General features: G+C 64.9%; 21 protein-coding genes. 7 read left to right on the top strand and 14 right to left on the bottom strand.

Annotated features, from left to right (window positions below):
- Positions 1-61: 61 nt before the first annotated feature.
- The 8 genes from PIN01S_RS15915 to PIN01S_RS15880 all read right to left on the bottom strand — a co-directional run bounded on the left by PIN01S_RS15915 (position 62) and on the right by PIN01S_RS15880 (position 9806).
- Complete coding sequence (locus PIN01S_RS15915; RefSeq protein ID WP_084336772.1) at positions 62-775, bottom strand: TetR/AcrR family transcriptional regulator; 714 nt, start codon at positions 773-775, stop codon at positions 62-64.
- Positions 776-888: 113 nt separating this feature from the next.
- Positions 889-2391, bottom strand: a complete 1503-nt coding sequence (gene lysS / locus PIN01S_RS15910) for a lysine--tRNA ligase (protein WP_084336770.1) — start codon at positions 2389-2391, stop codon at positions 889-891.
- A 118-nt stretch (positions 2392-2509) separates the two neighbouring features.
- Positions 2510-3605 (bottom strand): peptide chain release factor 2 gene (gene prfB / locus PIN01S_RS15905; protein ID WP_139198530.1). Its coding sequence is split into 2 segments (ribosomal slippage): positions 2510-3532 and positions 3534-3605, totalling 1095 coding nucleotides; the frame shifts between segments, so codons are not numbered across the junction.
- Positions 3606-3715: 110 nt separating this feature from the next.
- Positions 3716-5380 carry a GMC family oxidoreductase gene (locus PIN01S_RS15900; RefSeq protein WP_084336766.1) on the bottom strand — a complete coding sequence of 555 codons (1665 nt, stop codon included), beginning with the start codon at positions 5378-5380 and terminating at the stop codon, positions 3716-3718.
- A gap of 129 nt (positions 5381-5509) precedes the next feature.
- Positions 5510-6211 carry a tellurite resistance TerB family protein gene (locus PIN01S_RS15895; RefSeq protein ID WP_084336764.1) on the bottom strand — a complete coding sequence of 234 codons (702 nt, stop codon included), beginning with the start codon at positions 6209-6211 and terminating at the stop codon, positions 5510-5512.
- Between the two features lie 93 nt (positions 6212-6304).
- Positions 6305-7414, bottom strand: coding sequence for an NADH:flavin oxidoreductase/NADH oxidase (locus PIN01S_RS15890; RefSeq protein WP_084336762.1), 1110 nt, complete (start codon positions 7412-7414; stop codon positions 6305-6307).
- Between the two features lie 91 nt (positions 7415-7505).
- Positions 7506-9221 (bottom strand): single-stranded-DNA-specific exonuclease RecJ, encoded by a 1716-nt coding sequence (gene recJ, locus PIN01S_RS15885; protein ID WP_084336760.1) that lies wholly within the window; start codon positions 9219-9221, stop codon positions 7506-7508.
- Positions 9222-9278: 57 nt separating this feature from the next.
- Positions 9279-9806 (bottom strand): winged helix DNA-binding protein, encoded by a 528-nt coding sequence (locus PIN01S_RS15880; protein WP_084337047.1) that lies wholly within the window; start codon positions 9804-9806, stop codon positions 9279-9281.
- Positions 9807-10022: 216 nt separating this feature from the next.
- Between PIN01S_RS15880 and PIN01S_RS15875 the strand changes: the two genes are divergently transcribed.
- The 4 genes from PIN01S_RS15875 (at position 10023) to PIN01S_RS15860 (ending at position 13719) form a co-directional block, all read left to right on the top strand.
- On the top strand, positions 10023-10772 hold the full coding sequence (locus PIN01S_RS15875) for a 5-oxoprolinase subunit PxpA (protein WP_084336758.1): 750 nt from the start codon (positions 10023-10025) through the stop codon (positions 10770-10772).
- Positions 10769-11467, top strand: coding sequence for a 5-oxoprolinase subunit B family protein (locus PIN01S_RS15870; RefSeq protein WP_084336756.1), 699 nt, complete (start codon positions 10769-10771; stop codon positions 11465-11467). The genes PIN01S_RS15875 and PIN01S_RS15870 overlap by 4 nt, the downstream gene beginning before the upstream one ends.
- A complete protein-coding gene (locus PIN01S_RS15865) occupies positions 11464-12375 on the top strand; it encodes a 5-oxoprolinase subunit C family protein (protein WP_084336754.1) in 912 nt (303 codons plus the stop codon). Before PIN01S_RS15870 ends, PIN01S_RS15865 begins: the two co-directional genes overlap by 4 nt.
- A 117-nt stretch (positions 12376-12492) precedes the next feature.
- On the top strand, positions 12493-13719 hold the full coding sequence (locus tag PIN01S_RS15860; RefSeq protein WP_084336752.1) for an NRAMP family divalent metal transporter: 1227 nt from the start codon (positions 12493-12495) through the stop codon (positions 13717-13719).
- Between the two features lie 21 nt (positions 13720-13740).
- On the opposite strand, the gene PIN01S_RS15855 is transcribed toward PIN01S_RS15860, so the two are convergent.
- Positions 13741-14283, bottom strand: a complete 543-nt coding sequence (locus PIN01S_RS15855) for a YaeQ family protein (RefSeq protein ID WP_084336750.1) — start codon at positions 14281-14283, stop codon at positions 13741-13743.
- A gap of 134 nt (positions 14284-14417) precedes the next feature.
- Here PIN01S_RS15855 and PIN01S_RS15850 point away from each other — a divergent pair, with 134 nt between their 5' ends.
- Both PIN01S_RS15850 and PIN01S_RS15845 read left to right on the top strand, forming a co-directional pair.
- Complete coding sequence (locus tag PIN01S_RS15850) at positions 14418-15617, top strand: CaiB/BaiF CoA transferase family protein (RefSeq protein WP_084336748.1); 1200 nt, start codon at positions 14418-14420, stop codon at positions 15615-15617.
- A 21-nt stretch (positions 15618-15638) separates the two neighbouring features.
- Entirely contained in the window at positions 15639-15902 is a 264-nt protein-coding gene (locus tag PIN01S_RS15845; protein ID WP_084336746.1) for a hypothetical protein, read from the top strand.
- Between the two features lie 53 nt (positions 15903-15955).
- On the opposite strand, the gene thrC is transcribed toward PIN01S_RS15845, so the two are convergent.
- The 5 genes from thrC to xerD form a co-directional block, all read right to left on the bottom strand.
- Positions 15956-17365 carry a threonine synthase gene (gene thrC, locus PIN01S_RS15840; protein WP_084336744.1) on the bottom strand — a complete coding sequence of 470 codons (1410 nt, stop codon included), beginning with the start codon at positions 17363-17365 and terminating at the stop codon, positions 15956-15958.
- Between the two features lie 96 nt (positions 17366-17461).
- Positions 17462-18766, bottom strand: a complete 1305-nt coding sequence (locus tag PIN01S_RS15835; protein ID WP_084336742.1) for a homoserine dehydrogenase — start codon at positions 18764-18766, stop codon at positions 17462-17464.
- A gap of 114 nt (positions 18767-18880) precedes the next feature.
- Entirely contained in the window at positions 18881-19369 is a 489-nt protein-coding gene (locus PIN01S_RS15830; RefSeq protein ID WP_084336740.1) for a GFA family protein, read from the bottom strand.
- Positions 19370-19475: 106 nt separating this feature from the next.
- Entirely contained in the window at positions 19476-20201 is a 726-nt protein-coding gene (locus PIN01S_RS15825; RefSeq protein WP_084336739.1) for a DsbC family protein, read from the bottom strand.
- A 109-nt stretch (positions 20202-20310) separates the two neighbouring features.
- Entirely contained in the window at positions 20311-21207 is an 897-nt protein-coding gene (xerD, locus tag PIN01S_RS15820; protein ID WP_084336737.1) for a site-specific tyrosine recombinase XerD, read from the bottom strand.
- 213 nt (positions 21208-21420) lie between these two features.
- On the opposite strand from xerD, the gene PIN01S_RS15815 reads away from it, so the two are divergent.
- Positions 21421-22101: a cyclic di-GMP-binding domain-containing protein, MshE-related gene (locus tag PIN01S_RS15815; RefSeq protein WP_084336735.1), complete on the top strand. Its 681-nt coding sequence runs from the start codon at positions 21421-21423 to the stop codon at positions 22099-22101.
- Positions 22102-22199 lie beyond the last annotated feature (98 nt).

Below are 22199 nucleotides of genomic sequence, written 5' to 3'. Positions count from 1 at the left end.
GACGGAGCCGGCCGCCGCGTCGCCCACTCGCCAGCAAAACCGGCACAATTTTCCAGCCAACTCAGAGCCCGAGCACCAGATACATATACCGCCTGAGGATGGCCAGCATTTCTTCGACGTTCAAGTTCTCCACCCCATCGAGCAGGCCCTGGTACTCCATGCGTTCGATGATGCCCGCCAGCACCTCGGCATCCTGTCTCGGCTGTTGCGAGCCGAGCACCTGGAAGAAATGCGTGGTGCCTTGCAGCAGGATCAGCCGGTGCGAGCGTACCAGTTCGTGCAGGCGTGGGTTGAGCAGCGCCTCCTGGTGGAAGGCATGTTCCGCCATCAGGTGATCGCGGCGGGTGAGCAATTGGTGACGCACGTACTCGACAGCCAGCCGGGCGATCTCGTCGGCCAGGTTGCGGCGCGATTCGGCGGTGCCGTCCAGCTTGCCGACTTCCTCCAGCAGCAGCCCCTGGGTGCTTTCCCAGAAATGCGCCATGTAAGCGGCGCTGCGTTCGACGAACTGGGCGAAGGTATCGGTGATGAGGTCGTCGATGTCCTTGAAGTAATAGGTGGTGGCCGACAGCGGCACCTCGGCCTCGGCCGCCACGGCGCGATGACGCACGGCGCGCACGCCTTCGCGGACAATGATGCGCATGGCGGCATCGAGGATGGCCTGGCGGCGCTGCTCGCTACCTTGCCGGCTGGCCTTGCGGCCCTGGTACTGGACACTGTCGGCGACGGCGTTGGCGATGCGGGAGGCACTGTCGGGAGCGGAGGGGCGGGTCACGGCGGCGATTTCCTCGAACTCGGTGGAACGAACGCAGAATCAAACTTTGGGACGCCGGGATGGCCCGGCCGGAGCACAAAAAAGCCGCCCGAAGGCGGCTCTTTTCATGACGTTCAGACTTCCGGACGCATGTGCGGGAAGAGGATCACGTCGCGGATCGACGGCGAGTCGGTGAGCAGCATCACCAGACGGTCGATGCCAATACCTTCGCCAGCGGTGGGCGGCATACCGTATTCCAGGGCACGGACGAAGTCGGCGTCGAAGTGCATGGCTTCGTCGTCGCCGGCGTCCTTGTCGCGAACCTGGGCGAGGAAGCGCTCGGCCTGGTCTTCCGCATCGTTCAGCTCGGAATAGGCGTTGGCGATCTCGCGACCGCCGATGAACAGCTCGAAGCGGTCGGTAACGCTCGGGTCGTCATCGCTGCGACGGGCCAGCGGCGAGACTTCGAACGGGTAGCGGGTGATGAAGGTAGGCTGCTCCAGCTTGTGCTCGACCAGCTCCTCGAAAATCATCGTTTGCAGCTTGCCCAGGCCCTCGAAGCCCTTCACATCGGCACCGGCCTTCTTGGCGATGGCACGGGCCTTGTCGATGTCCTTGAGGTCGGCTTCGCTGATGTCCGGGTTGAACTTGAGAATCGAATCGAACACGGACAGGCGGGCGAACGGCTCGCCGAAATGGAACACCTTGCCCTGGTAAGGCACGTCGGTGGTGCCGAGAACGGACAGGGCCAGCTCGCGGAACAGTTCCTCGGTGAGGTCCATGTTGTCTTCGTAGTCGGCGTAGGCCTGGTAGAACTCGAGCATGGTGAACTCGGGGTTGTGCCGGGTCGAAACGCCTTCGTTACGGAAGTTGCGGTTGATCTCGAAGACCTTCTCGAATCCGCCCACCACCAGACGCTTGAGGTACAGCTCCGGGGCAATGCGCAGGAACATGGCCATGTCCAGCGCATTGTGGTGCGTCTCGAACGGCTTGGCCGCCGCGCCACCCGGGATGGTCTGCAGCATCGGCGTTTCCACTTCGAGGAAATTGCGGTCGGCAAGGAACTTGCGGATGTGGGCGATCACCTTGGAACGCACGCGGAAGGTGTGGCGCACCTCCTCGTTCATGATCAGGTCGACGTAGCGCTGGCGATAGCGCTGCTCGGTGTCGGTCAGACCATGGAACTTGTCCGGCAGCGGGCGCAGCGACTTGGTCAGCAGGCGCACGTTATCCATGTAGACGTAGAGGTCGCCCTTGCCGGAGCGGGCCAGGGTGCCCTCGGCGGCGATGATGTCGCCCAGGTCCCAGTGCTTGAGCGCTTCGAGGGTCTCGGCCGGTAGCGTCTTGCGGTCGACGTAGACCTGGATGCGCCCGCTCATGTCTTGAATCACCATGAAGGCGCCGCGGTTGAGCATGATGCGTCCGGCGACCTTGACCTTGATGCCGGCGGCCTCGAGCTCTTCCTTGCTCTTATCGGCACAGGCTTGCTGCAGGTCGCCGCACAGGCTGTCGCGGCGGAAGTCGTTGGGGAAGGCGTTGCCCTTGGCGCGTTCCGCGGCAAGTTTTTCCTTGCGCTGGGCAATCAGCTTGTTCTCTTCCTCGTGGATCGCATGCTCGTTCAGCGGTTGTTCGCTCATGGTGGTCTTTTGCCTGGCGCTTGTTACGTAATGAGTGAAATGCAGGTGCGAGCGGGCTCGCGAACCGGGCGCCCCGCTCGCGGCGTTCGCGGGCGGGAGCGCTCCTGCAAATGGTCTGTCACAGCCCCTGTTTGAGGCTCGCTTCGATGAAGTCGTCCAGATCGCCGTCCAGCACCGCGTCGCAGTTGCTGTTCTCGATGCCGGTGCGCAGGTCCTTGATCCGCGACTGGTCGAGCACGTAGGAGCGGATCTGGTGACCCCAGCCGATGTCCGACTTGGTATCTTCCAGGGCCTGGGCAGCGGCGTTGCGCTTCATCATTTCCAGTTCGTACAACTTGGCGCGCAGCATCTTCATGGCGCGGTCCTTGTTGGCGTGCTGGGAGCGTTCGTTCTGGCAGGACACCACGGTGTTGGTCGGCAGGTGGGTGATACGCACCGCGGAGTCAGTGGTGTTCACGTGCTGACCACCGGCCCCGGAGGAGCGGTAGGTGTCGATGCGCAGATCGGCCGGGTTGATCTCGATCTCGACGTTGTCGTCCACTTCCGGCGAGGCGAATACCGCGGAGAACGAGGTATGCCGGCGGTTGCCGGAGTCGAACGGGCTCTTGCGCACCAGGCGGTGCACGCCGATCTCGGTACGCAGCCAGCCGAAGGCGTACTCGCCCTTGACGTGGACGGTGGCGCTCTTGATGCCGGCGACTTCGCCCTCGGAGAGTTCGACGATCTCGGTGTCGAAGCCACGCTTGTCGGCCCAGCGCAGGTACATGCGCAGCAGCATGTTGGCCCAGTCCTGGGCCTCGGTGCCGCCGGAACCGGCCTGGATGTCCAGATAGGCGTTGTTGGCGTCCATCTCGCCGCTGAACATGCGGCGGAATTCCAGCTTCTCGAGGATGCCGCGCAGGCGCTCGACTTCAACGGCGACATCGTTCACCGCACCTTCGTCGTTCTCTTCGGCGGCCATGTCGAGCAGGTCGCGGGAATCGGCGAGGCCGCCGTGAAGCTCGTCGAGGGTCTCGACGATCAGCGCCAGCTGGGCGCGTTCGCGGCCCAGGTTCTGCGCATATTCCGGGTTGTTCCAGACGTTCGGGTCTTCGAGCTCGCGCTCGACTTCGGTCAGGCGATCACGCTTGTGATCGTAGTCAAAGATACCCCCGAATCGTCTGGGTGCGCTCGGAGAGGTCCTTGATGCTGTTCAGGATCGGATTGATTTCCATGGCTGGGAGCACTCGCAGGCGAAACTTTGAAAAGCCGGCGAGTATACCCCACTCCGCCGGCCCTGGCAGCCCGCTCGTCCCGCCCCCGCCAGCGAATCCTGACCATTGGCTCACGCCACGCCGGCCGGTTCTCGCACCTGGGCCGGAATCTCGGTCGCCGCGGTCGCCCGTTGCCGGTCCTCGCGGATCAGCTCGGCGGCCTTCTCGGCGATCATCAGCACCGGCGAGCAGGTATTGCCGGAGACGATGCGCGGCATGATCGACGCGTCGGCGATGCGCAGCCCGGCCATGCCATGCACGCGCAGGCGCGCGTCGACCACCGCATCGGGCCCGATGCCCATCCGGCAGGTCCCGGAGGGATGGAAGATCGTGGTGCCGATCAAGCCGGCGGCCTGCCGCAAGTCTTCCTCGGTCTGGTAGGCCGGGCCCGGCAGGTACTCCTCCGGTCGATATCCCGCCAGGGCCGGCGCAGCGACGATGCGCCGGGTCAGGCGGATGGCGTCGGCCGCCACCGCCAGGTCGCGTGGGTCGCTCAGGTAGTTCGGCTGGATAAGGGGCGCCGTCTGCGGATCGGCGGAGCGGATCTCCACTCGTCCCCGGCTTTCCGGACGCAGGTTGCAGACCGAGGCGGTGAAAGCCGGGAAGTCGTGCAGCGGATCGCCGAACTTGTCCAGTGACAGCGGTTGCACGTGGTATTGCAGGTTGGCGGACGCCTGCCCCGGATCGGAACGGGCGAAGGCGCCCAGTTGGCTCGGCGCCATGGCCAGCGGGCCGCTGCGGCTGAGCAGATAGCGCAGACCCATCCCGCATTTACCCCACAGGCTGCCGGCCAGTTGGTTGAGGGTCGTCGCGCCACTGATCCGGTAGATCAGCCGCAACTGCAGGTGATCCTGCAGATTCGCGCCGACACCCGGCAATTCATGACGAATGCCGATGCCCAGACGCTCCAGCAACGGGCGCGGGCCTATGCCCGAACGCTGCAACAAGGCGGGAGAGCCGATGGAACCCGCGCACAGGAGGGTTTCGTGAGAGGCCCTGAATGACCGCTCCTGGCCCTGCCAACGCACCAGCACGCCCGCCACCCTACCCTCGTCGAACAGCAGCCGCTCCGCCTCTGCGCCCGTCAGCACCGTGAGATTGGCGCGCTGGCGGATACCACGGAGGAACGCCTTGGAGGCATTCCAACGTACCCCGCTGCGCTGGTTGACTTGGAAGTAGCTGCAGCCTTCGTTGTCGCCGCCGTTGAAGTCATCGATGCTGGCGATCCCCGTCTGCGCGGCCGCTTGGCGGAAGGCATCGAGGATCGACCAGGACAGGCGCTGGAGCTCGACCCGCCATTCACCGTCGCCGCCGTGCAGGTCGCTGGCGCCGGCAAAGTGGTTTTCCGTCCGCACGAACAGCGGCAGCACGTCCTTCCAGGCCCAGCCTGGATTGCCCTCGGCGGCCCAGCCGTCGTAGTCCCGGGCCTGCCCGCGCATATAGATCATCCCGTTGATCGAGGAGCAGCCGCCAAGCACCTTGCCGCGCGGGTATTTCAACGCCCGCCCGTTCAGGCCGGGCTCGGCCTCGGTGCTGAAACACCAGTCGGTACGCGGGTTGCCGATGCAATACAGGTAACCGACGGGAATGTGAATCCAGGGGTAATTGTCACGCCCGCCGGCCTCCAGCAGCAGTACCCGCACGGACGGATCGGCGGACAGGCGGTTGGCCAGCAGGCAGCCCGCCGGCCCGGCGCCGATGATGACGTAGTCGTAATCCTGGGCTATGTCCGGCATCGCACTCTCCCTTGTCTTGTTCTTGTCGGGAAAACCTAGCCGTTGACGAACGAATAGGGAATGGCCTGCGTTTGGTCCGCGAACGGCACCCGACGCGGCAAAGGCCGGCGCCGGGTTCGGACGAGGCCGTCAGACGCCAGCCTGGGCCTGCTTCACCTGGGCTTCCAGCTCGGCCTTCAGCGCCGGGTCGAGCTTCAGTTGGCGGGCCAGCTCGTCAAGGTAGGCGCGTTCCATGAAATGCTCCTCGTCCACGATCAGCACGCTGGCCAAGTACATCTCCGCCGCCATCTCCGGGGTGCGGGCGGCGCGGGCCACTTCGGCCGGATCGAGCGGCTTGTTCAGCTCCACATCCAGCCACTGCTGCAGTTGCTGGTCCTGGGTCAGCTTGGCCAGTTCGCCTTCGATCAGCTCGCGTTCGCGGGTATCCACGTGGCCGTCGGATTTGGCCGCCGCCACCAGCGCCTTGAGAATGGCCTCGCTGTGTGCCTCGACCTGCGGCGCCGGCAGGCGGTCGATAGTCTGCGGCGTAGCCTGGGGTGCCGCCGCCTGCTGCGACTGCCAGTTGCTGTAGGCCTTGTAGGCCAGCACACCGAGCGCCGCCAGACCGCCGTAGGTGATGACCTTGCCGCCCATCTTGCGCGCCCGCTTGTTACCCATCAGCAAGCCCAGCGCACCGGCCGCCAGGGCACCGCCGCCGGCACCGGACAGCAGCCCGCCGAGGGCATCGGTATTGAATCCACCCGACTTGCCGAGTGCGCCGCCGTTTCCTTTCTTCTGAAGCATTTCCTGGCCCGACTTGAGCAGTTGGTCGAGCAGACCGCTGGTATTCATGGACACCTCCCAGGGTTTTCGGTTGAGCGCATCAGCGTAAGGCCGGAGACGATACGGCGGTTCTCGGGAGTGCTTCCAGATGTTGCGTCACGCTCAGTCGTAGCTGATTAGCACCTTGCGGATCGGCGTGTCGCGGTGCGCCGCCCGCGCGTACTGCGCCGGCCAGGGTACCGAGCGGTCGCCCAGCTCGTCGGCGGCATGCAAAGGCCAATAGGGATCGCGCAGCAGTTCGCGGGCCAGCAGGATCAGGTCGGCCTGGCCCGTACGCAGGATGTGCTCGGCCTGCACCGGCTCGGTGATCATGCCCACCGTCCCGCTGGCGATGCCGGCCTCGCGGCGTACCCGTTCGGCGAACTGGGTCTGGTAACCGGGGCCGGTGGGAATCTCCGCGTTGACCGCGGTCCCGCCCGACGACACGTCGATCAAATCGACGCCCAAGGCTTTCAGGCGCCGCGCCAGTTCGACGGTTTCGTCCGGGTTCCAGCCATCCTCCACCCAGTCGGTGGCGGAGAGGCGCACGAACAACGGCAGGTCGTCCGGCCAAACACCGCGCACCGCCTCGGTCACCTGCAGCAACAGGCGAATGCGGTTGTCGAAGGAACCGCCATAGGCATCGCGCCGCTGGTTCGACAGGGGCGAGAGGAACTGGTGCAACAGATAACCGTGGGCGGCGTGCACCTCGGCCACCTTGAAGCCGGCGGCCAGGGATCGCTCGGCGGCCTCGACAAAGGCCTGGATCACCCGGGCGATGCCCGCCTCATCCAAGGCCGTGGGCACGGCATGCTCCGGGTCGAAGGCGATGGTCGATGGCCCCACCGGGGTCCAACCGCCGGCGCCGATGGGGACACTGCCATGCCGGCCGAGCCAGGGTTGCCAAGTGCTGGCCTTGCGCCCGGCATGGGCCAACTGGACGCCGGCGACCGCGCCCTGGGCCTCGATGAAGCGGGTGATCCGCCGCAGCGGCTCGACATGCTCGTCGGACCAGATACCCAAGTCCTCGGCGGTGATCCGACCCTCGGCCGTCACGGCCGTGGCTTCGACGATCACCAGACCGGCACCACCCACCGCGCGGCTGCCCAGGTGCACCAAGTGCCAGTCGTTGGCCATGCCGAGCTTGGCCGAGTACTGGCACATGGGCGAGACAGCGATGCGGTTGGGCAGGGTCAGCCCGCGCAGGGTGTAGGGTTCGAACAGCTTGGTCATGGTCACCTCGGCAGAACACGGGACGGATGTGATCTGGACCCGCCTGGCACGGGTCGGTTCATGCCGAAGGATAGCCGCCCCAGCCCAGGGCTCAGCGTGGCGCGATGTGCGCGATCAGCAACTGCACGCTTTCCTGGCCGCGGTATTCATTGACGTCCAGCTTGTAGGCCAGCTCGACCCAGCGCACGGTCGGGTTGGGCCATTGCTCACGGTCGATGTTGAAAGCGATGCCATCCAACTGGGTGGAGCCGCACTCGCTGCGCAGCACCATCTTCAAGTGGCGCTCACCGACCAACCGCTGCTGGACCAGTTGGAACACCCCATGGAACAGCGGCTCGGGGAAATGCTGTCCCCAAGGCCCGGCGTTGCGCAGTGCGCGGGCCAGCTCCAGGTGGAATTCTTCGACGCTCAGTTGCCCATCCGAGAGCAGCCGCCCGGTGAGGTCGTCCTCGCAGAGCTGGCGACGCACCTCGGCATCGAAGGCCGCGGCGAAAGCGCCGAAGTTTTCCTGCGGCAACGACAGGCCGGCGGCCATGGCGTGCCCGCCGAACTTGCTGATCAAGCCGGGATGCTTCGCCGCCACCGCGTCCAGCGCATCGCGGATGTGCAGCCCCGGCACCGAGCGGGCGGAGCCCTTGAGCAGGCCGTCGCCGGCATCGGCGAAGGCGATGGTCGGCCGGTGGTAGCGCTCCTTCAGGCGCGAGGCGAGGATGCCGATCACCCCCTGGTGCCAATCCGGGTCGAACAGGCACAGGCCGAACGGCAGGTCTTCCAGCGGCAGGTCCTTGAGCTGGGCCAGGGCCTCGCGCTGCATGCCCTGCTCGATGGCCTTGCGGTCCTGGTTGAGCTGATCGAGCTGCACCGCCATGTCGCGGGCCTGGGCCTCGTCCTCGCAGAGCAGGCACTCGATGCCGAGGGACATGTCGTCCAGGCGCCCCGCGGCGTTGAGGCGCGGGCCGAGGATGAAGCCGAGATCGGTGGAGGTGATTCGCCGGTGGTCTCGCCCGGCCACTTCGAGGATTGCCCGCAGCCCCGGCCGCGCCCGCCCGGCGCGGATGCGCGCCAAGCCCTGGTGGACCAGGATGCGGTTGTTGGCGTCCAACGGCACCACGTCGGCCACGCTGCCGAGGGCGACCAGATCGAGCAGTTCACCCAGGTTCGGTTCCTTGATCCCTCGTCGCTCGAACCAGCCCCGCTCGCGCAAGTGAGCCCGCAGCGCCAGCAGCACGTAGAAGATCACCCCGACCCCGGCGATGCACTTGCTGGGGAACTGGCACTCCGGCTGGTTCGGGTTGACGATGGCATCCGCGGCCGGCAGCTCCGGCCCCGGCAAATGGTGATCGGTGACCAGCACGGCGAGCCCGGCAGCCTTGGCCGCGGCCACCCCCTCGACACTGGAGATGCCATTGTCCACGGTCACCAGCAGGTTCGGCTGGCGCTCCAGGGCGACGGCGACGATTTCCGGCGTCAGGCCGTAGCCATATTCGAAACGGTTCGGCACCAGGTAATCGACGTGGGCGGCACCGAGCTGACGCAAGCCGAGCACACCGACGCAACTGGCGGTGGCGCCGTCGGCATCGAAGTCGCCGACGAAGAGGATGCGCTGACGGTCCTCCAGGGCGCGCGCCAGCAGGGCGACCGCTGCATCGATGCCCTTGAGCTGCTGGTACGGGATCAGGCGCGCCAGGCTCTTGTCCAGTTCGGCGGCGGTTTGCACGCCACGCGCTGCGTACAGGCGGGTCAGCAGCGGCGGCAGATCGCCCAGGTCGGGCAAGGTGTCGGGCAGCGGGCGGGGTTCGATACGCATCGCGAAAAAACTCGGTCGGATTCGGGAAAGCGGAAAAGGCGGCGGCGGACGACCGCCTCAGAGCGACGTCGCGGCACGCGCCGCCTGGTCGTACAGCCCGGACATGGCCCGCAGCATGCCGGCCAGACGGTGGATTTCCTCCGGGTCGACATTCAGGTTCTCGAACGATGCGATCAGGCATTCGCGGCGGATGTCGGCGTACTCCTGACAAAGCTGCCGACCTTTGTCGGTGGTGCGGTAGAACATTTCCTTGCCCTGCTTCTCGCCTTCCACCAAGCCGAGCTTGGCCAGTTTCTTCAGCGCGTAGGTCACCGTGTGGGTGTCTTCGATATTGAGCAGCAGGCAGATATCCGCCTGACGCTTGGCGCGGTCCCGGCTGGTCAGGCTGTGCAGCACCATCACGTCCAGCGCGTTCATTTCCACCTCGCCGGCGGCCTTCATGCAGCGCTCCATCCAGCGCAGGAAGGCATGGCTGGCGATGATGATGCCGAATTCGAGTTCGGAGAGTTCCTGGGACTGCGCGGCGAGGTGCGCCGACGCCACGATGGGCGAGCGCAACGGACGGGAGGATTTGGCGTCAACCATCTTGCGATCCATGACTGTATGCGGCGATGCCGGCTCGTCGGAACCGGGCGGCATGGGTTTGGTCGGCAAGCATACAGGAAAGCGGAAAACGACGGACGACGAGCGGACGGAAGAATCGATAAAAACATATTGATATTTTATCGATACTTTATCATCGTTTTGTCATAGAGATTCCGCCCCTCTCCTGGGGTACCGATAACAACGAGAGGATCCGCGATGAGCCGCCTGCTCCTGAACTGCGACATCGGCGAAAGCTTCGGCGCCTGGCGCATGGGCCTTGATGCCGAGGTAATGCCCTTCATCGATTGCGCCAACATCGCCTGCGGCTTCCACGCGTCGGACCCGGTCACCATGCGCCGCACCGTCGCCCTGGCGGTGGCCCATGGCGTACGCATCGGCGCCCACCCTGCCTACCCCGACCTGGTCGGCTTCGGCCGCCGTTCCATGGCCTGCTCTCCGGAAGAAGTGGAAAACATGCTGCTCTACCAGATCGGCGCGCTGGACGGCATCTGCCGTGTCGAGGGCAGCCGGGTGAGCTACCTGAAGCCCCACGGCGCGCTCTACAACGACATGATGCGCAACCCGGACCTGCTGCGTGCCGTGATGCGCGCCATCGCCGCCTACGACCGGCAGCTCCCGCTGATGCTGATGTCCACCCGCGACAACACCGTCGCCGAGTCGCTGGCCAGGGAGATCGGGATCACCCCCTGGTTCGAGGTGTTCGCCGACCGCGCCTACGACAGCGCGGGCCGACTGGTCTCGCGTACGCAACCCGGCGCGGTCCATCACGACGCCGAGACCATCGCCGCCCAGGCCCTCGCCCTGGCCCGTGGCGAACCGCTGGTCGCCAGCGACGGCAGCACGCTGCCGTTGCGAGCCGACACCCTGTGCGTACACGGCGACAACGCCGGCTCGGTCGCCGCGGTCCAGCGCATTCGCGAAGCGCTGCAGGGCCTGCCGGCATGACGCCGCGCATCGAAGTGGTGGGCATCGATAGCCTGATACTGCGGCTGTTCGACAGCATCGACGAGGCGCACATGCCCTGGATGCTGGCAGCGGCGAAGCGTCTGCGCCAGGCCTTCGGCGCGGCACTGACGGATCTGGTGCCGTCCTACACCACGCTGCTGGTGCAATACGACCTCCTGCAACTGGACGACCGCCGTGCCCGTACGCTGATCGACGAAGCCCTGGAAGGGTTGACGCCGGAAGCGGGCGACGCAGGCCGCTGCCATGACGTGCCGGTGTGGTACGACCGCCGCGTCAGCCCGGAACTGGAGACGCTCGCCGAACGCAGCGGTCTTAGCGTCGCAGGGGTGATCGAAACCCACTGCCGGCAGAGCTACCAGGTGTTCGCCCTCGGATTCGCCCCCGGCTTCGCCTTCATGGGGTTGGTCGAACCTATCCTCGCCACGCCGCGCCTGAGCACTCCGCGCAAACGCGTACCGGCCGGCAGCCTGGGCATCGCCGATCGCCAGACAGCGATTTATCCACAAGCGTCCCCCGGCGGCTGGAACCTGATCGGCCGCTCTCCGCTGCGCCTGTTCGACCCCGCCGACGGCAGCCTGCTCCAACCCGGCGACCGCGTACGCTTCATGCCGGTGGACCGCGCGGAATTCATCCGCCTCGGCGGCGATGACACGCCTTTCGAGGTGACGCGATGAGCCTGCTGATCGAACACGGCGGCACGCTCGCCACGCTCCAGGACGGTGGCCGTCATGGCGTGCGTCATCTGGGCGTGACCCAGGGCGGCGCGGCGGATTGGATCTCCCACGGACTGGCCAACGCGCTGCTCGGCAATCCTCGCCAGGCTGCGGCCATCGAAATCACCTTCGGTGGACTCACGTTGGTAGCGGAAAGCGATGTCTGCCTCGCCCTGTGCGGTGCCGATCTGGACGCCACTATCGACGGCGAGCCGCTGCGCCCTTGGCGCAGCTTTCGCCTGCACAAGGGGCAGCGCCTGCGCTTCGCCCAACCGCGTCAGGGTGTGCGCGCCTACCTGGCCGCACCCGGCGGCTTCGAAGCGCCGACTATGCTGGGCAGTTGTTCCAGCGTCCTGCGCGAAGGGCTGGGCGGCCTGCGCGGCGACGGCCGACCGTTGGCCGAAGGCGATCGCCTGAACTGGCCCGGCGTTTCACCCTCGCCCCGCGAGTTGCCCGCCGCGCAGATTCCCGACTTCGGTTCGCCAGCGCCGCTGTCCGTGGTGCTGGGCGCGCAGATCGGCGACTTCACCGGACAGAGCCTGTTCGACGCCTTCAACAGCGACTGGGAAGTGGACGCCCGGGCAGACCGGATGGGCGTCCGCCTGCTCGGGCCGGAGCTACGCTGCACGCGGCGGTCGATGATCTCGGAAGGCGTCCCGCTGGGCGCCCTCCAGGTGCCGGCCGACGGCCAGCCCATCGTGCTGCTCAACGACCGGCAGACCATCGGCGGCTACCCGCGCCTCGGCGCGCTGACGCCTCTCTCGGTGGCACGCCTGGCCCAGTGCCTGCCCGGCACCCGGCTACGGCTGACACCGGTCGGGCTGGATATCGCTCAACGCCAGCACCGCCGCTGGCTCGGAGCGACCTGACCAACGAATCGAACAACAAGAAAGAAACGCTCACGCGTTCAGCTGTTGCATTCCCGCCGGGCCTGCCCGGCAAAACACATACCTGCCCCTAACGCCAAGAAAAATAGAAGGTGCAACATGCAACCCATCTCCGCTCCCTACAGCGCTCCCCCGGCATCCCAGCGCAGCGTCCTGCGCGGCGCCATTTTCATCATGGCGACCTCATCGATCGGCCCGGCCTTCCTGACCCAGACATCGCTGTTCACCGAGAAATACCTGGCCAGCTTCGCCTTCGCGATCCTCATCTCGCTGCTGATCGACATCGGCGCGCAGCTGAATATCTGGCGCATCATCAGCGTCTCCAACCTGCGCGGCCAGGATGTCGCCAACCGGGTACTGCCCGGAGTCGGCCACCTGATCTCGGCCTTCATCGTGCTCGGTGGGATCGCCTTCAACATCGGCAATATCGGTGGGGCCGGATTGGCGATGAACGTGATCTTCGGCGTGCCACCCGTGCTCGGCTCGCTGATTGCCGCCGTGGGCGTGATCGCCATCTTCGTGATGCGCAACGCCAAGCGGATCATGGACATGGTGATGCAACTGCTCGGCGTGATCATGTTGTGCATGATCGGCTACGCCATGCTGCAGTCCAACCCGCCGCTCCTGGAGGCGCTGTCGCACAGCATCGACCCGGACGATCCGCTGATTCTCCTGCTCCCCATCGTCACCCTGGTCGGCGGCACGGTGGGCGGCTATATCTCGTTCTCCGGTGGGCATCGCCTGGTCGAAGCCGGGATCGTCGGCATCCACAATGTCGGCCACGTCACCCGCGCGGCGGTCACCGGCATCCTGACCACCGGCGTGGTGCGCGTCTGCCTGTTCCTCGCCACCCTCGGCGTGGTCAGCAAAGGACTTGCCCTGGACCCGGGCAATCCGGCGGCCTCGGTGTTCTCCCATGCCATGGGCACCGTCGGCTACAAGATGTTCGGCATCGTCCTGCTGGCCGCATCGGTGTCCTCGGTGATCGGCGCCGCCTACACCAGCGTCAGCTTCATGTACTCGCTGCATGACAGCATCCGTCGCTACAACGAACGGGTGGTGATCGCCTTCATCGTCTGCTCGACGCTGATCTACAGCCTGGTCGGGCAGCCGGTAAAGGTGCTGGTGGTGGCCGGCGCGCTCAATGCGTTGGTCCTGCCGCTGGCCCTGGGCTGCATCCTCTGGGCCTCGCGGAAGGTGGAGATCGTCGGCACCGAATACCGTCACCCGCGCTGGATGTTGGTGTTCGGCATCCTGGCAGTCATCGCCACGGCGGTCGGCGTGGTGCTGTCGTTCAAATCGCTGCTGCAGTTCTGGCTGTCGTGACGGAAGCGGCCGGCGACGGCATCAGCCGCGTTCGCCGGCCAGCCACTCCAGAGGGATTTCGTGCTGGCCGCGCTCATCGGTAATGAACAGCGAACCCTCGCTGATCATCACGCTCCAGCTCAGCGAACGCGGCAGGTCGGCTGCCAGCGCTTCCAGCGCCTCCTGCCCCACCGCCACCACGTTGAGGTTCTTCAGCCCGCGAACCGAATCCAGTACCTTGCCCTGCCAGACGCGCAGGCTGCCGTAGGCCACCAGGCTGAAGCGCTCGGTGCGACGCGAGCACCAAGTGATGCGCTCGGCGTCCGGCTGGCCGACTTCGATCCAGTGCAGGACACGATCATCCAGGCTCTTCTCCCACAACGCCGGCTCGTCGACATCCGACAGCCCGCGCCCGAACGCCAGCGACTCGCTGTACCACAGCGCATAAGCGATCAACCGAACCGCCAACCGCTCCTCGGTCTCCGAAGGATGGCGGGCCACAGTGAAACGCAGGTTCTCGTACACCCCGCGATCCAGATCGGTAAGGTTCAGTTCGACTTTATAGGGCGTGGCTTGCAGGGCCATGGGCGGGCTTCTCTGTCGATCAGGGGGGCGGCAAGTCTACCAGTTGCCCATGGTCGATCCCTAACCCTATCGCCACCCTCCCCTCATGCCGCGCAATCGCATAGGCTTAGGCATCCTTTCGTCCTGGAGCCTGCATGAGCCTCTCCGCCAAACCCCTCGCCGGTCTGAAAGTCATCGAACTCGGCACCCTGATCGCCGGCCCGTTCGCCTCGCGCATCTGCGCCGAGTTCGGCGCGGATGTGATCAAGATCGAATCACCCGACGGCGGCGACCCGCTGCGCAAATGGCGCAAGCTCTATGAAGGCACGTCGCTCTGGTGGTTCGTACAGGCGCGCAACAAGAAGTCGCTGACGCTGAACCTCAAGCACCCGGAGGGGCAGTCCGTCCTGAAGCGGCTGCTCGGCGAGGCGGATATCCTGATCGAGAATTTCCGCCCTGGCGTGCTGGAGAAACTCGGGCTGGGCTGGGACGTCCTCCATGCCCTGAACCCGAAGCTGGTCATGGTGCGCCTCTCCGGCTTCGGCCAGACCGGCCCCTACAAAGACCAGCCGGGTTTCGGCGCCGTGGGCGAATCCATGGGCGGACTGCGCTACATCACCGGATTCGAGGATCGCCCACCGGTGCGCACCGGCATTTCCATCGGCGACTCGATCGCCGCGCTCTGGGGGGTGATCGGCGCGCTCATGGCTCTGCGGCATCGCGAGATGAACGACGGCCAGGGCCAGGTGGTGGATGTGGCGCTGTACGAGGCGGTGTTCGCCATGATGGAAAGCCTGGTGCCGGAGTTCGACGTCTTCGGCTTCATCCGCGAGCGCAGCGGCAACATCATGCCGGGCATCACGCCCTCCTCCATCCACACCTGTGTCGACGGTCGGCACATTCAGATCGGCGCCAACGGCGATGCCATCTTCAAGCGCTTCATGCTTGCCATCGGCCGCGACGACCTGGCGAACGACCCGACCCTGACCGACAACGCCGGCCGCGATCTGCGTCGGGATGAACTCTACGGGGTGATCGACCGCTGGGCCGCCTCACTGCCATTGGCCGAGGTGGAGGCTATCCTGAACAGGGCGGAGGTTCCGGCAAGCCGAATCTATTCCGCCGCCGACATGTTCGCCGACCCGCAATTCCTGGCGCGGGAAATGTTCCTTTCCGCCCGCCTGCCGGACGGCAAGGCGTTCAAGATGCCGGGAATCGTGCCCAAGCTCTCCGATACCCCGGGCTCGACGGAATGGGTGGGGCCGCAACTGGGCGAGCACACCGCCGAAGTGCTGGAAGGGCTCGGCTATACGGCGCAGCAGATCGCCGTCTTGCGTGAGCAGGGTACGGTCTGAGCCAACGAACTGGGAGTCGCCATGAATCGACCGGACAGACCGCTGCCACCCGAGGTCATTGCGATTCTGCGGCAAGGCGACCGACAGGGGGCTATCGAATTGCTCCGCGAGCAGGGCGGCATGGATGAGGACAGTGCTCGCGAAGCGGTCGACGACTATCTGGAGAACAACCCGCCGGTACGCCTGCGCGGCGCCTCGATCGTTGCGCAGAACAGGCGCAACGGGCTGATCTGGTTCATCTTCATCGTGCTGATGGCCGGCGTTTATCTTTTGATCGCCGGCTAGCACTGAAGCTCCGGAATGAGGGCCGCTCGTACCGAACGAACGGCCCATTCCACTCAGAGCGGCTTACCGCGATTGCCGTGCTGGCTGACGAAGGCTTGGACAGCCTTGAGATCATTGGCCAGGATCGTGCACCGCTCTTCGCGCTCGAACAGATCGGTGAGGTGCGCCGGCAACGCCGGGGCCTGACCAACACCCGCTTTGAGCACGGCATCGGGGAATTTCACCGGGTGTGCAGTGCCCAGGGTGATCATCGGGATCGCCAGGCTACGGCGGCACTCGCGCGCGGCACGCACGCCAATCGCTGTGTGCGGATCGAGCAACTCACCGCACTCCTTGTAAACCTCGGCGATGGTTTCGCAGGTCTGTTCGTCGTTCACAGCGAGGGAATCGAACAGCTTGCGCGCCTCGGTCCAGCGGTCTTCCTCGACACTGAAACCGCCACCCTGCTTGAAGGTATCCATCAGTGCAGCGATGGCGGAGCCGTTACGCCCGTGCAGGTCGAACAGCAGGCGCTCGAAGTTCGAGGACACCATGATGTCCATCGACGGCGACAGGGTCGGATGCAGGGCATCCTTCACGTACTGGTTGCCGCTCATGAAGCGGTGCAGAATGTCGTTGCGGTTGGTCGCGACGATCAACTGGCTGATCGGCAGGCCCATGTTGCGCGCCAGATAGCCGGCGAAGATGTCACCAAAGTTGCCGGTGGGCACGGAGAACGCCACCGAACGCGCCGGTCCACCCAACTGGATGGCGGCATGGAAGTAGTAGACGATCTGGGCCATGATCCGCGCCCAGTTGATCGAGTTGACCGCCACCAGCCGGGTGCCCTTGAGGAAACCCTGATCGGCGAAGCTGGCCTTGACCATCTCCTGGCAGTCGTCGAAGTTCCCCTCGATGGCAATGTTGTGGATGTTTTCGCCGAGGATGGTGGTCATCTGCCGGCGCTGCACTTCGGATACCCGGTTGTGCGGGTGCAGGATGAAGATGTCCACGTTCTCGCAACGACGGCAGCCTTCGATGGCGGCGGAGCCAGTGTCGCCGGAGGTGGCACCCATGATCACCACGCGCTCGCCACGCTTTTCCAGTACGTAGTCGAGCAGACGACCGAGCAGTTGCAGGGCGAAATCCTTGAACGCCAGGGTCGGCCCGTGGAACAGTTCGAGCACCCATTCATTCGCGTTCAACTGACGCAGCGGCGCTACCGCGGCGTGCGCGAAGACGCCATAGGTCTCTTCCAGAATCTTCTTGAAATCCGCATCCGGAATGCTGCCGGTCACGAACGGACGCATCACGCGGAAGGCCAGCTCGTGGTACGGCAGACCAGCCCAGGAGGCGATTTCTTCCTGGGTGAAGCGCGGCAGGTTTTCCGGAACGTAGAGACCGCCGTCGCTGGCCAGGCCAGCGAGGAGCACGTCTTCGAAATTCAGCGCAGGCGCCTGGCCGCGGGTACTGATGTAACGCATATCTGCAAACCTTCGGTTTGAGCCTCGAGTTCCGAGCCCCGGGCTGCAAGCGATCCAGTCGACTTGCAGCGTGCAGCTCGCCGCTCGCGGCTGCTGTTAATTGAGCTGTTCCACGCGGATGCGGACGACCTTGCCCACCACGTCGCTGAGCGCTTCCAGTGCCGCGATGGCCTCGTTGATCCGCCGCTCCTCGACGCGATGGGTGACCAGGATCATCGGCACCAGACCGTCATGCTCCTCGGCTTCCTTCTGCATGATCGACTCGATGTTGATGCCGCGCTCGGAAAGGATGGTCGCCACCTGGGCCAACACGCCCGGATGATCCTTGGCCTGGATGCGCAGGTAATAGGCACTGACACAGGACTCGATCGGCAGGATCGGATGGTCGGACAGCGAATCGGGCTGGAAGGCCAGGTGCGGCACACGGTTGCCCGGGTCGGTGGTCAGGGCGCGAACCACATCGACCACGTCGGCCACCACCGCTGAAGCGGTCGGCTCCATACCGGCGCCGGCACCATAGTAGAGGGTAGAGCCAACGGCATCGCCATTGACCATCACCGCATTCATCACGCCGTTGACGTTGGCGATCAGGCGGTCGGCCGGAATCAGCGTCGGGTGCACACGCAATTCGATGCCGCCCTCGGTGCGGCGCGCCACGCCGAGATGCTTGATCCGGTAACCCAGGGCTTCGGCGTAGTTGACGTCGGCCGTGGTGAGTTTGGTGATGCCTTCCGTGTAGGCCTTATCGAACTGCAGCGGGATGCCGAAGGCGATGGACGCGAGGATGGTCAGCTTGTGTGCGGCGTCGATGCCTTCGACGTCGAAGGTCGGGTCGGCCTCGGCATAGCCCAGCGCCTGAGCCTCCTTGAGCACGTCTTCGAAGGCACGGCCCTTCTCGCGCATCTCGGTCAGGATGAAGTTGCCGGTGCCGTTGATGATGCCAGCCAGCCAGTTGATCTGGTTGCCGGCCAAGCCTTCGCGGATCGCCTTGATCACCGGAATACCGCCCGCCACCGCCGCCTCGAAGGCGACGATCACGCCCTTCTCGCGGGCCTTGGCAAAAATCTCGTTGCCATGCACGGCGATCAGCGCCTTGTTCGCGGTGACCACGTGCTTACCGTTCTCGATGGCCTTCATGACCAGATCGCGGGCCAGGGTGTAGCCGCCGATCAGCTCGATGACGATGTCGATTTCCGGATTGTTGGCGACCTCGAAGATATCGGCGGTGATGGGGGTGGCACCGGTATCGCACTTCGGGTTGGGGCGACGGGCGGCAATCTGAGCGACTTCGATGCCACGGCCGGCGCGGCGCGCGATTTCATCGGCGTTGCGTTTCAGAACGTTGAAGGTGCCGCCACCGACGGTCCCCAGCCCACAGATGCCTACTTTCACCGGTTTCACGCTGAACTCCCCATCATTACCGCCAGGAACGGCCGGATGCGCCGGCCGAGGAAAAGAGCCGCACATTACGAAGGGTCAGGTGTTTAGTCAATCGGCGGCAGGCCGCGAGGGGCCTCAGTCGGCGGTCAGGCCGAGGCGTTCGTGCCACTGGGCGAGCGATTCGTCCGGGTACTCGTCGAACAGCTTGTCGTGCGCGCCTCGCTGAACCTCTACCCAGGTGGCCTTGGAACCGAGCATCAGATGCACATGCTCCGGAGGAACGGGCAGTTGAGTATCGATCGCCGAAGCATGAGGGTGGACCAGATCCGGCCAGGTCGGGTCCCACAGCCAGAGCGCACTGCCGCAGTGCTTGCAGAAATGCCGACGGGCGGAGCTGAGCCCCGCCTCACCCGGCTCGTCGCTCATCCGGGCGCGGTAAACCGAGAGATTTTCGCGACCGTCCACCTGCAGTGTGCGGTAGTCGCCGCCGAGGTTGATGGCGAAGCCGCCCGCCCCCGCCGTCTTGCGGCAGATCGAGCAGTAGCAACGCATGAAGGGATAGGGTTGCGCCGACTCCAGGGAGAAGCGGACGGCGCCACAGTGGCAGGAGCCTTCCAGTTTCATCGCGACCTCCATCGTGTGAAGCCGCGAACGCGGCCATCGCCCTTTGGATCGGCGACAGCCGCACGGATTCAGGCCACTCGGGACAAAGCGATGAGCGGCCTGCCCGTCACTTCGCTTCCAAGGCCAGCTTGGCCAACTGAGGGGCCGGCTGGTAGCCGGGGATCATCTGGCCGTTGGCCAGGACGATGGCAGGCGTCCCCTGTACACCGACCATCTGCCCGAGCTGGAATTGCTTGGCCACCGGATTCTCGCAGTTGCCCGGGGGCAGCTCCTGGCGGGACTTGGCCTTGTTCATCGCCTCCTGGCGATCCTTGGCACACCAGACGCTGACCAGCCCGTTGTAACCATGGGAGCCGACACCCTGGCGCGGGAAAGCGACATAACGCACCTCGACGCCACGGCGATTCAGCTCCGGGACTTCGCTGTGCAGTTTCTGGCAATAGCCGCAATCGGTGTCGGTGAAGACGGTGATGTGAGTCTTCGGCTCCTTGGGAGCGAACACCACCATTTCGCTGACGGGAATGGCGTTGATTTCCTTGGCAACTCCTACCTTTTCCGCCTCTTCGGTGAGGTTGATGGTCTTGTCGTCCTTGAGCTGGAACAGATAGCCCTGCATGACGAACTGGCCGTCGGCGCTGGCATACAGCATGCGGCCGCCTTTCAACTGGATCTGATACAAGCCAGGCATGGGGCTTTCGGCGATGGCTTCGATCGGCAGGTCAGGCTGGAGCTTCGTCAGATTCTGGCGAATGGCCTGATCCGGATCGGCGGAGAGGGCCGTGCCGCTGGCCAGGCTGAACGCCACGGCGGCGAATAAGGGGGTCAGGCGCATGGATACTCCTATCGCGAGACGTCTGGTTGCGGAATGGTCCAGAGCCTACCACAGAAGCCCCGCCGGACTGACGTCAAAGGCCCGAACGGACATTGCAGCGGATCACACTCTAACCGCGCGGGTGATGCCGAGCATGCAGCTCCTGCAAACGGGCGCGGGCTATATGAGTATAGATCTGGGTAGTCGACAGGTCGCTGTGGCCAAGCAGCATCTGCACCACCCGCAGGTCAGCGCCATGGTTCAGCAGATGAGTGGCGAACGCGTGCCGTAACGTGTGCGGCGACAAGGGCTTCATGATCCCGGCAACGCGCGCCTGGTGCTTGATCCGGTGCCAAAAGGTCTGACGGGTCATCTGCTCGCCCCGCAGGCTGGGGAACAGCACATCGCTCGGCTTGCCATCCAGCAGAAAAGGCCGCGCTTCGCGCAGATAACGCTCGACCCAGACGATCGCCTCCTCCCCCATCGGCACCAGGCGCTCCTTGCTGCCCTTGCCGAACACTCGCAGTACCCCCTGGCGCAGATTGACCTGCTCCAACGTCAGACTGACCAGCTCGGTGACCCGCAGACCGCAGGCATAGAGAACCTCGAGCATGGCCCGGTCGCGCAGGCCGATGGGATCGTCCAGCTCCGGCGCCGCCAGCAGCGCCTCCACATCCGCCTCGGACAACGACTTCGGCAAAGGACGGCCGAGTTGGGGAAGCTCTACCTGCAAGGTAGGGTCGACTTCGATCACGCTCTCGCGCAGCAGGAAACGATAGAACCCGCGCAAGCCAGAAAGGAAACGCGCCGTGGAGCGCGCCTTGTAACCATTGTCCAGACGCCATCCCAAGTGATCCAGAATCGCATCGCGCCCCGCCTTCGCCAGTTCGATATCGCGCTCCTGCAACCAACCATGGAACAGGGAAAGATCGCTGCGGTAGGCAGACAGGGTATGGGCGGACAAGCCCTTTTCCATCCAGAGGGATTCGAGGAAACGGTCGATCAGTGGGTGGTCGATGGCTGGCATGTCTGTCGGGGTGATTCAGGAAGCGGCTAGTCTTTCACAGCACGACCGCTCGCAGCCAGGGGGCGGTCGAGATGATCCCGCAGGAAACACTCGATCGACCATGACGCGGGAAGAAGGGACGAACGGCTTGTCAGCCTATCTTTTGGGTGGGTGACAGGAAACCCGCCCAAAGACATGATTTCATATAGCTATCAAAGCAACCGGACCCCTCCGATGCCTCATCAACAGAACTCCCGCCTCGGTCAGATTCTGCTCACTAAAGGGTTCATTACCCGCTCACAACTGGATGAGGCCATCACGCTTCAGCTGACCAAGAAGCAGCGCCTGGGCGAAATCCTGATTGCGCAAGGCCTGATCAGCGAACGTCAACTGAAGAAAGCTCTGAAGAAGCAGAGCAACTTGCGTGTCGCCGCCACACTGGTGGCCGCCCTGCTCAGCCCGTTCCAGATGGCCAGCGCGGATATCCAGCGATTGCAGGCACCGCACAGCATCAGCCGGCAGGAAGCCCCTCGCGGCCTGAAACCGCTGACCGACAAGGAATTGAGCAGCGTCAGCGCCCGGGGCTTGGACGATGTTCTGCAATCGTTGTTCCTCCAGGCGGAGAACGTCGATGGCCTGAGCACCATCAAGCAGTTATCCAGGCTAGTAATGCCAGTGCTGGATAGCCTCGAAGCGGAAACGTCCTTCCAGGACGTGAAATACGACACCCAGCATATGAGCTCGACGATCAGCCCGGACGGTACCGTCGAGGTTCGCCTACCCAGCTCGATCGGCGAGCTGCGCTTCGACAATATCCGCGTCGCCGGCGCGCCTCGCAATCAGAGTTTCGGCAGCCTGCACCTGCAGGATATCGACCTGTCCCAGGCCTCGCTCAAGATCAGCCTGCGCCGCTGAAACCCAACAGGACGGCGACTACCGCAGGGGTTGCTGAACAGGGCCGACAGGAGCGCCCCATCAGAAAGTGCCCCAGAAACAAAAAAGCAGCCCGGAGG

Origin of the sequence: Pseudomonas indica NBRC 103045, assembly GCF_002091635.1 — a bacterium.
Lineage (GTDB): Bacteria > Pseudomonadota > Gammaproteobacteria > Pseudomonadales > Pseudomonadaceae > Pseudomonas_M > Pseudomonas_M indica.
The sequence above is the reverse complement of the archived record's forward strand: the minus strand, read 5'-3'. Positions and strand labels throughout refer to the sequence as shown.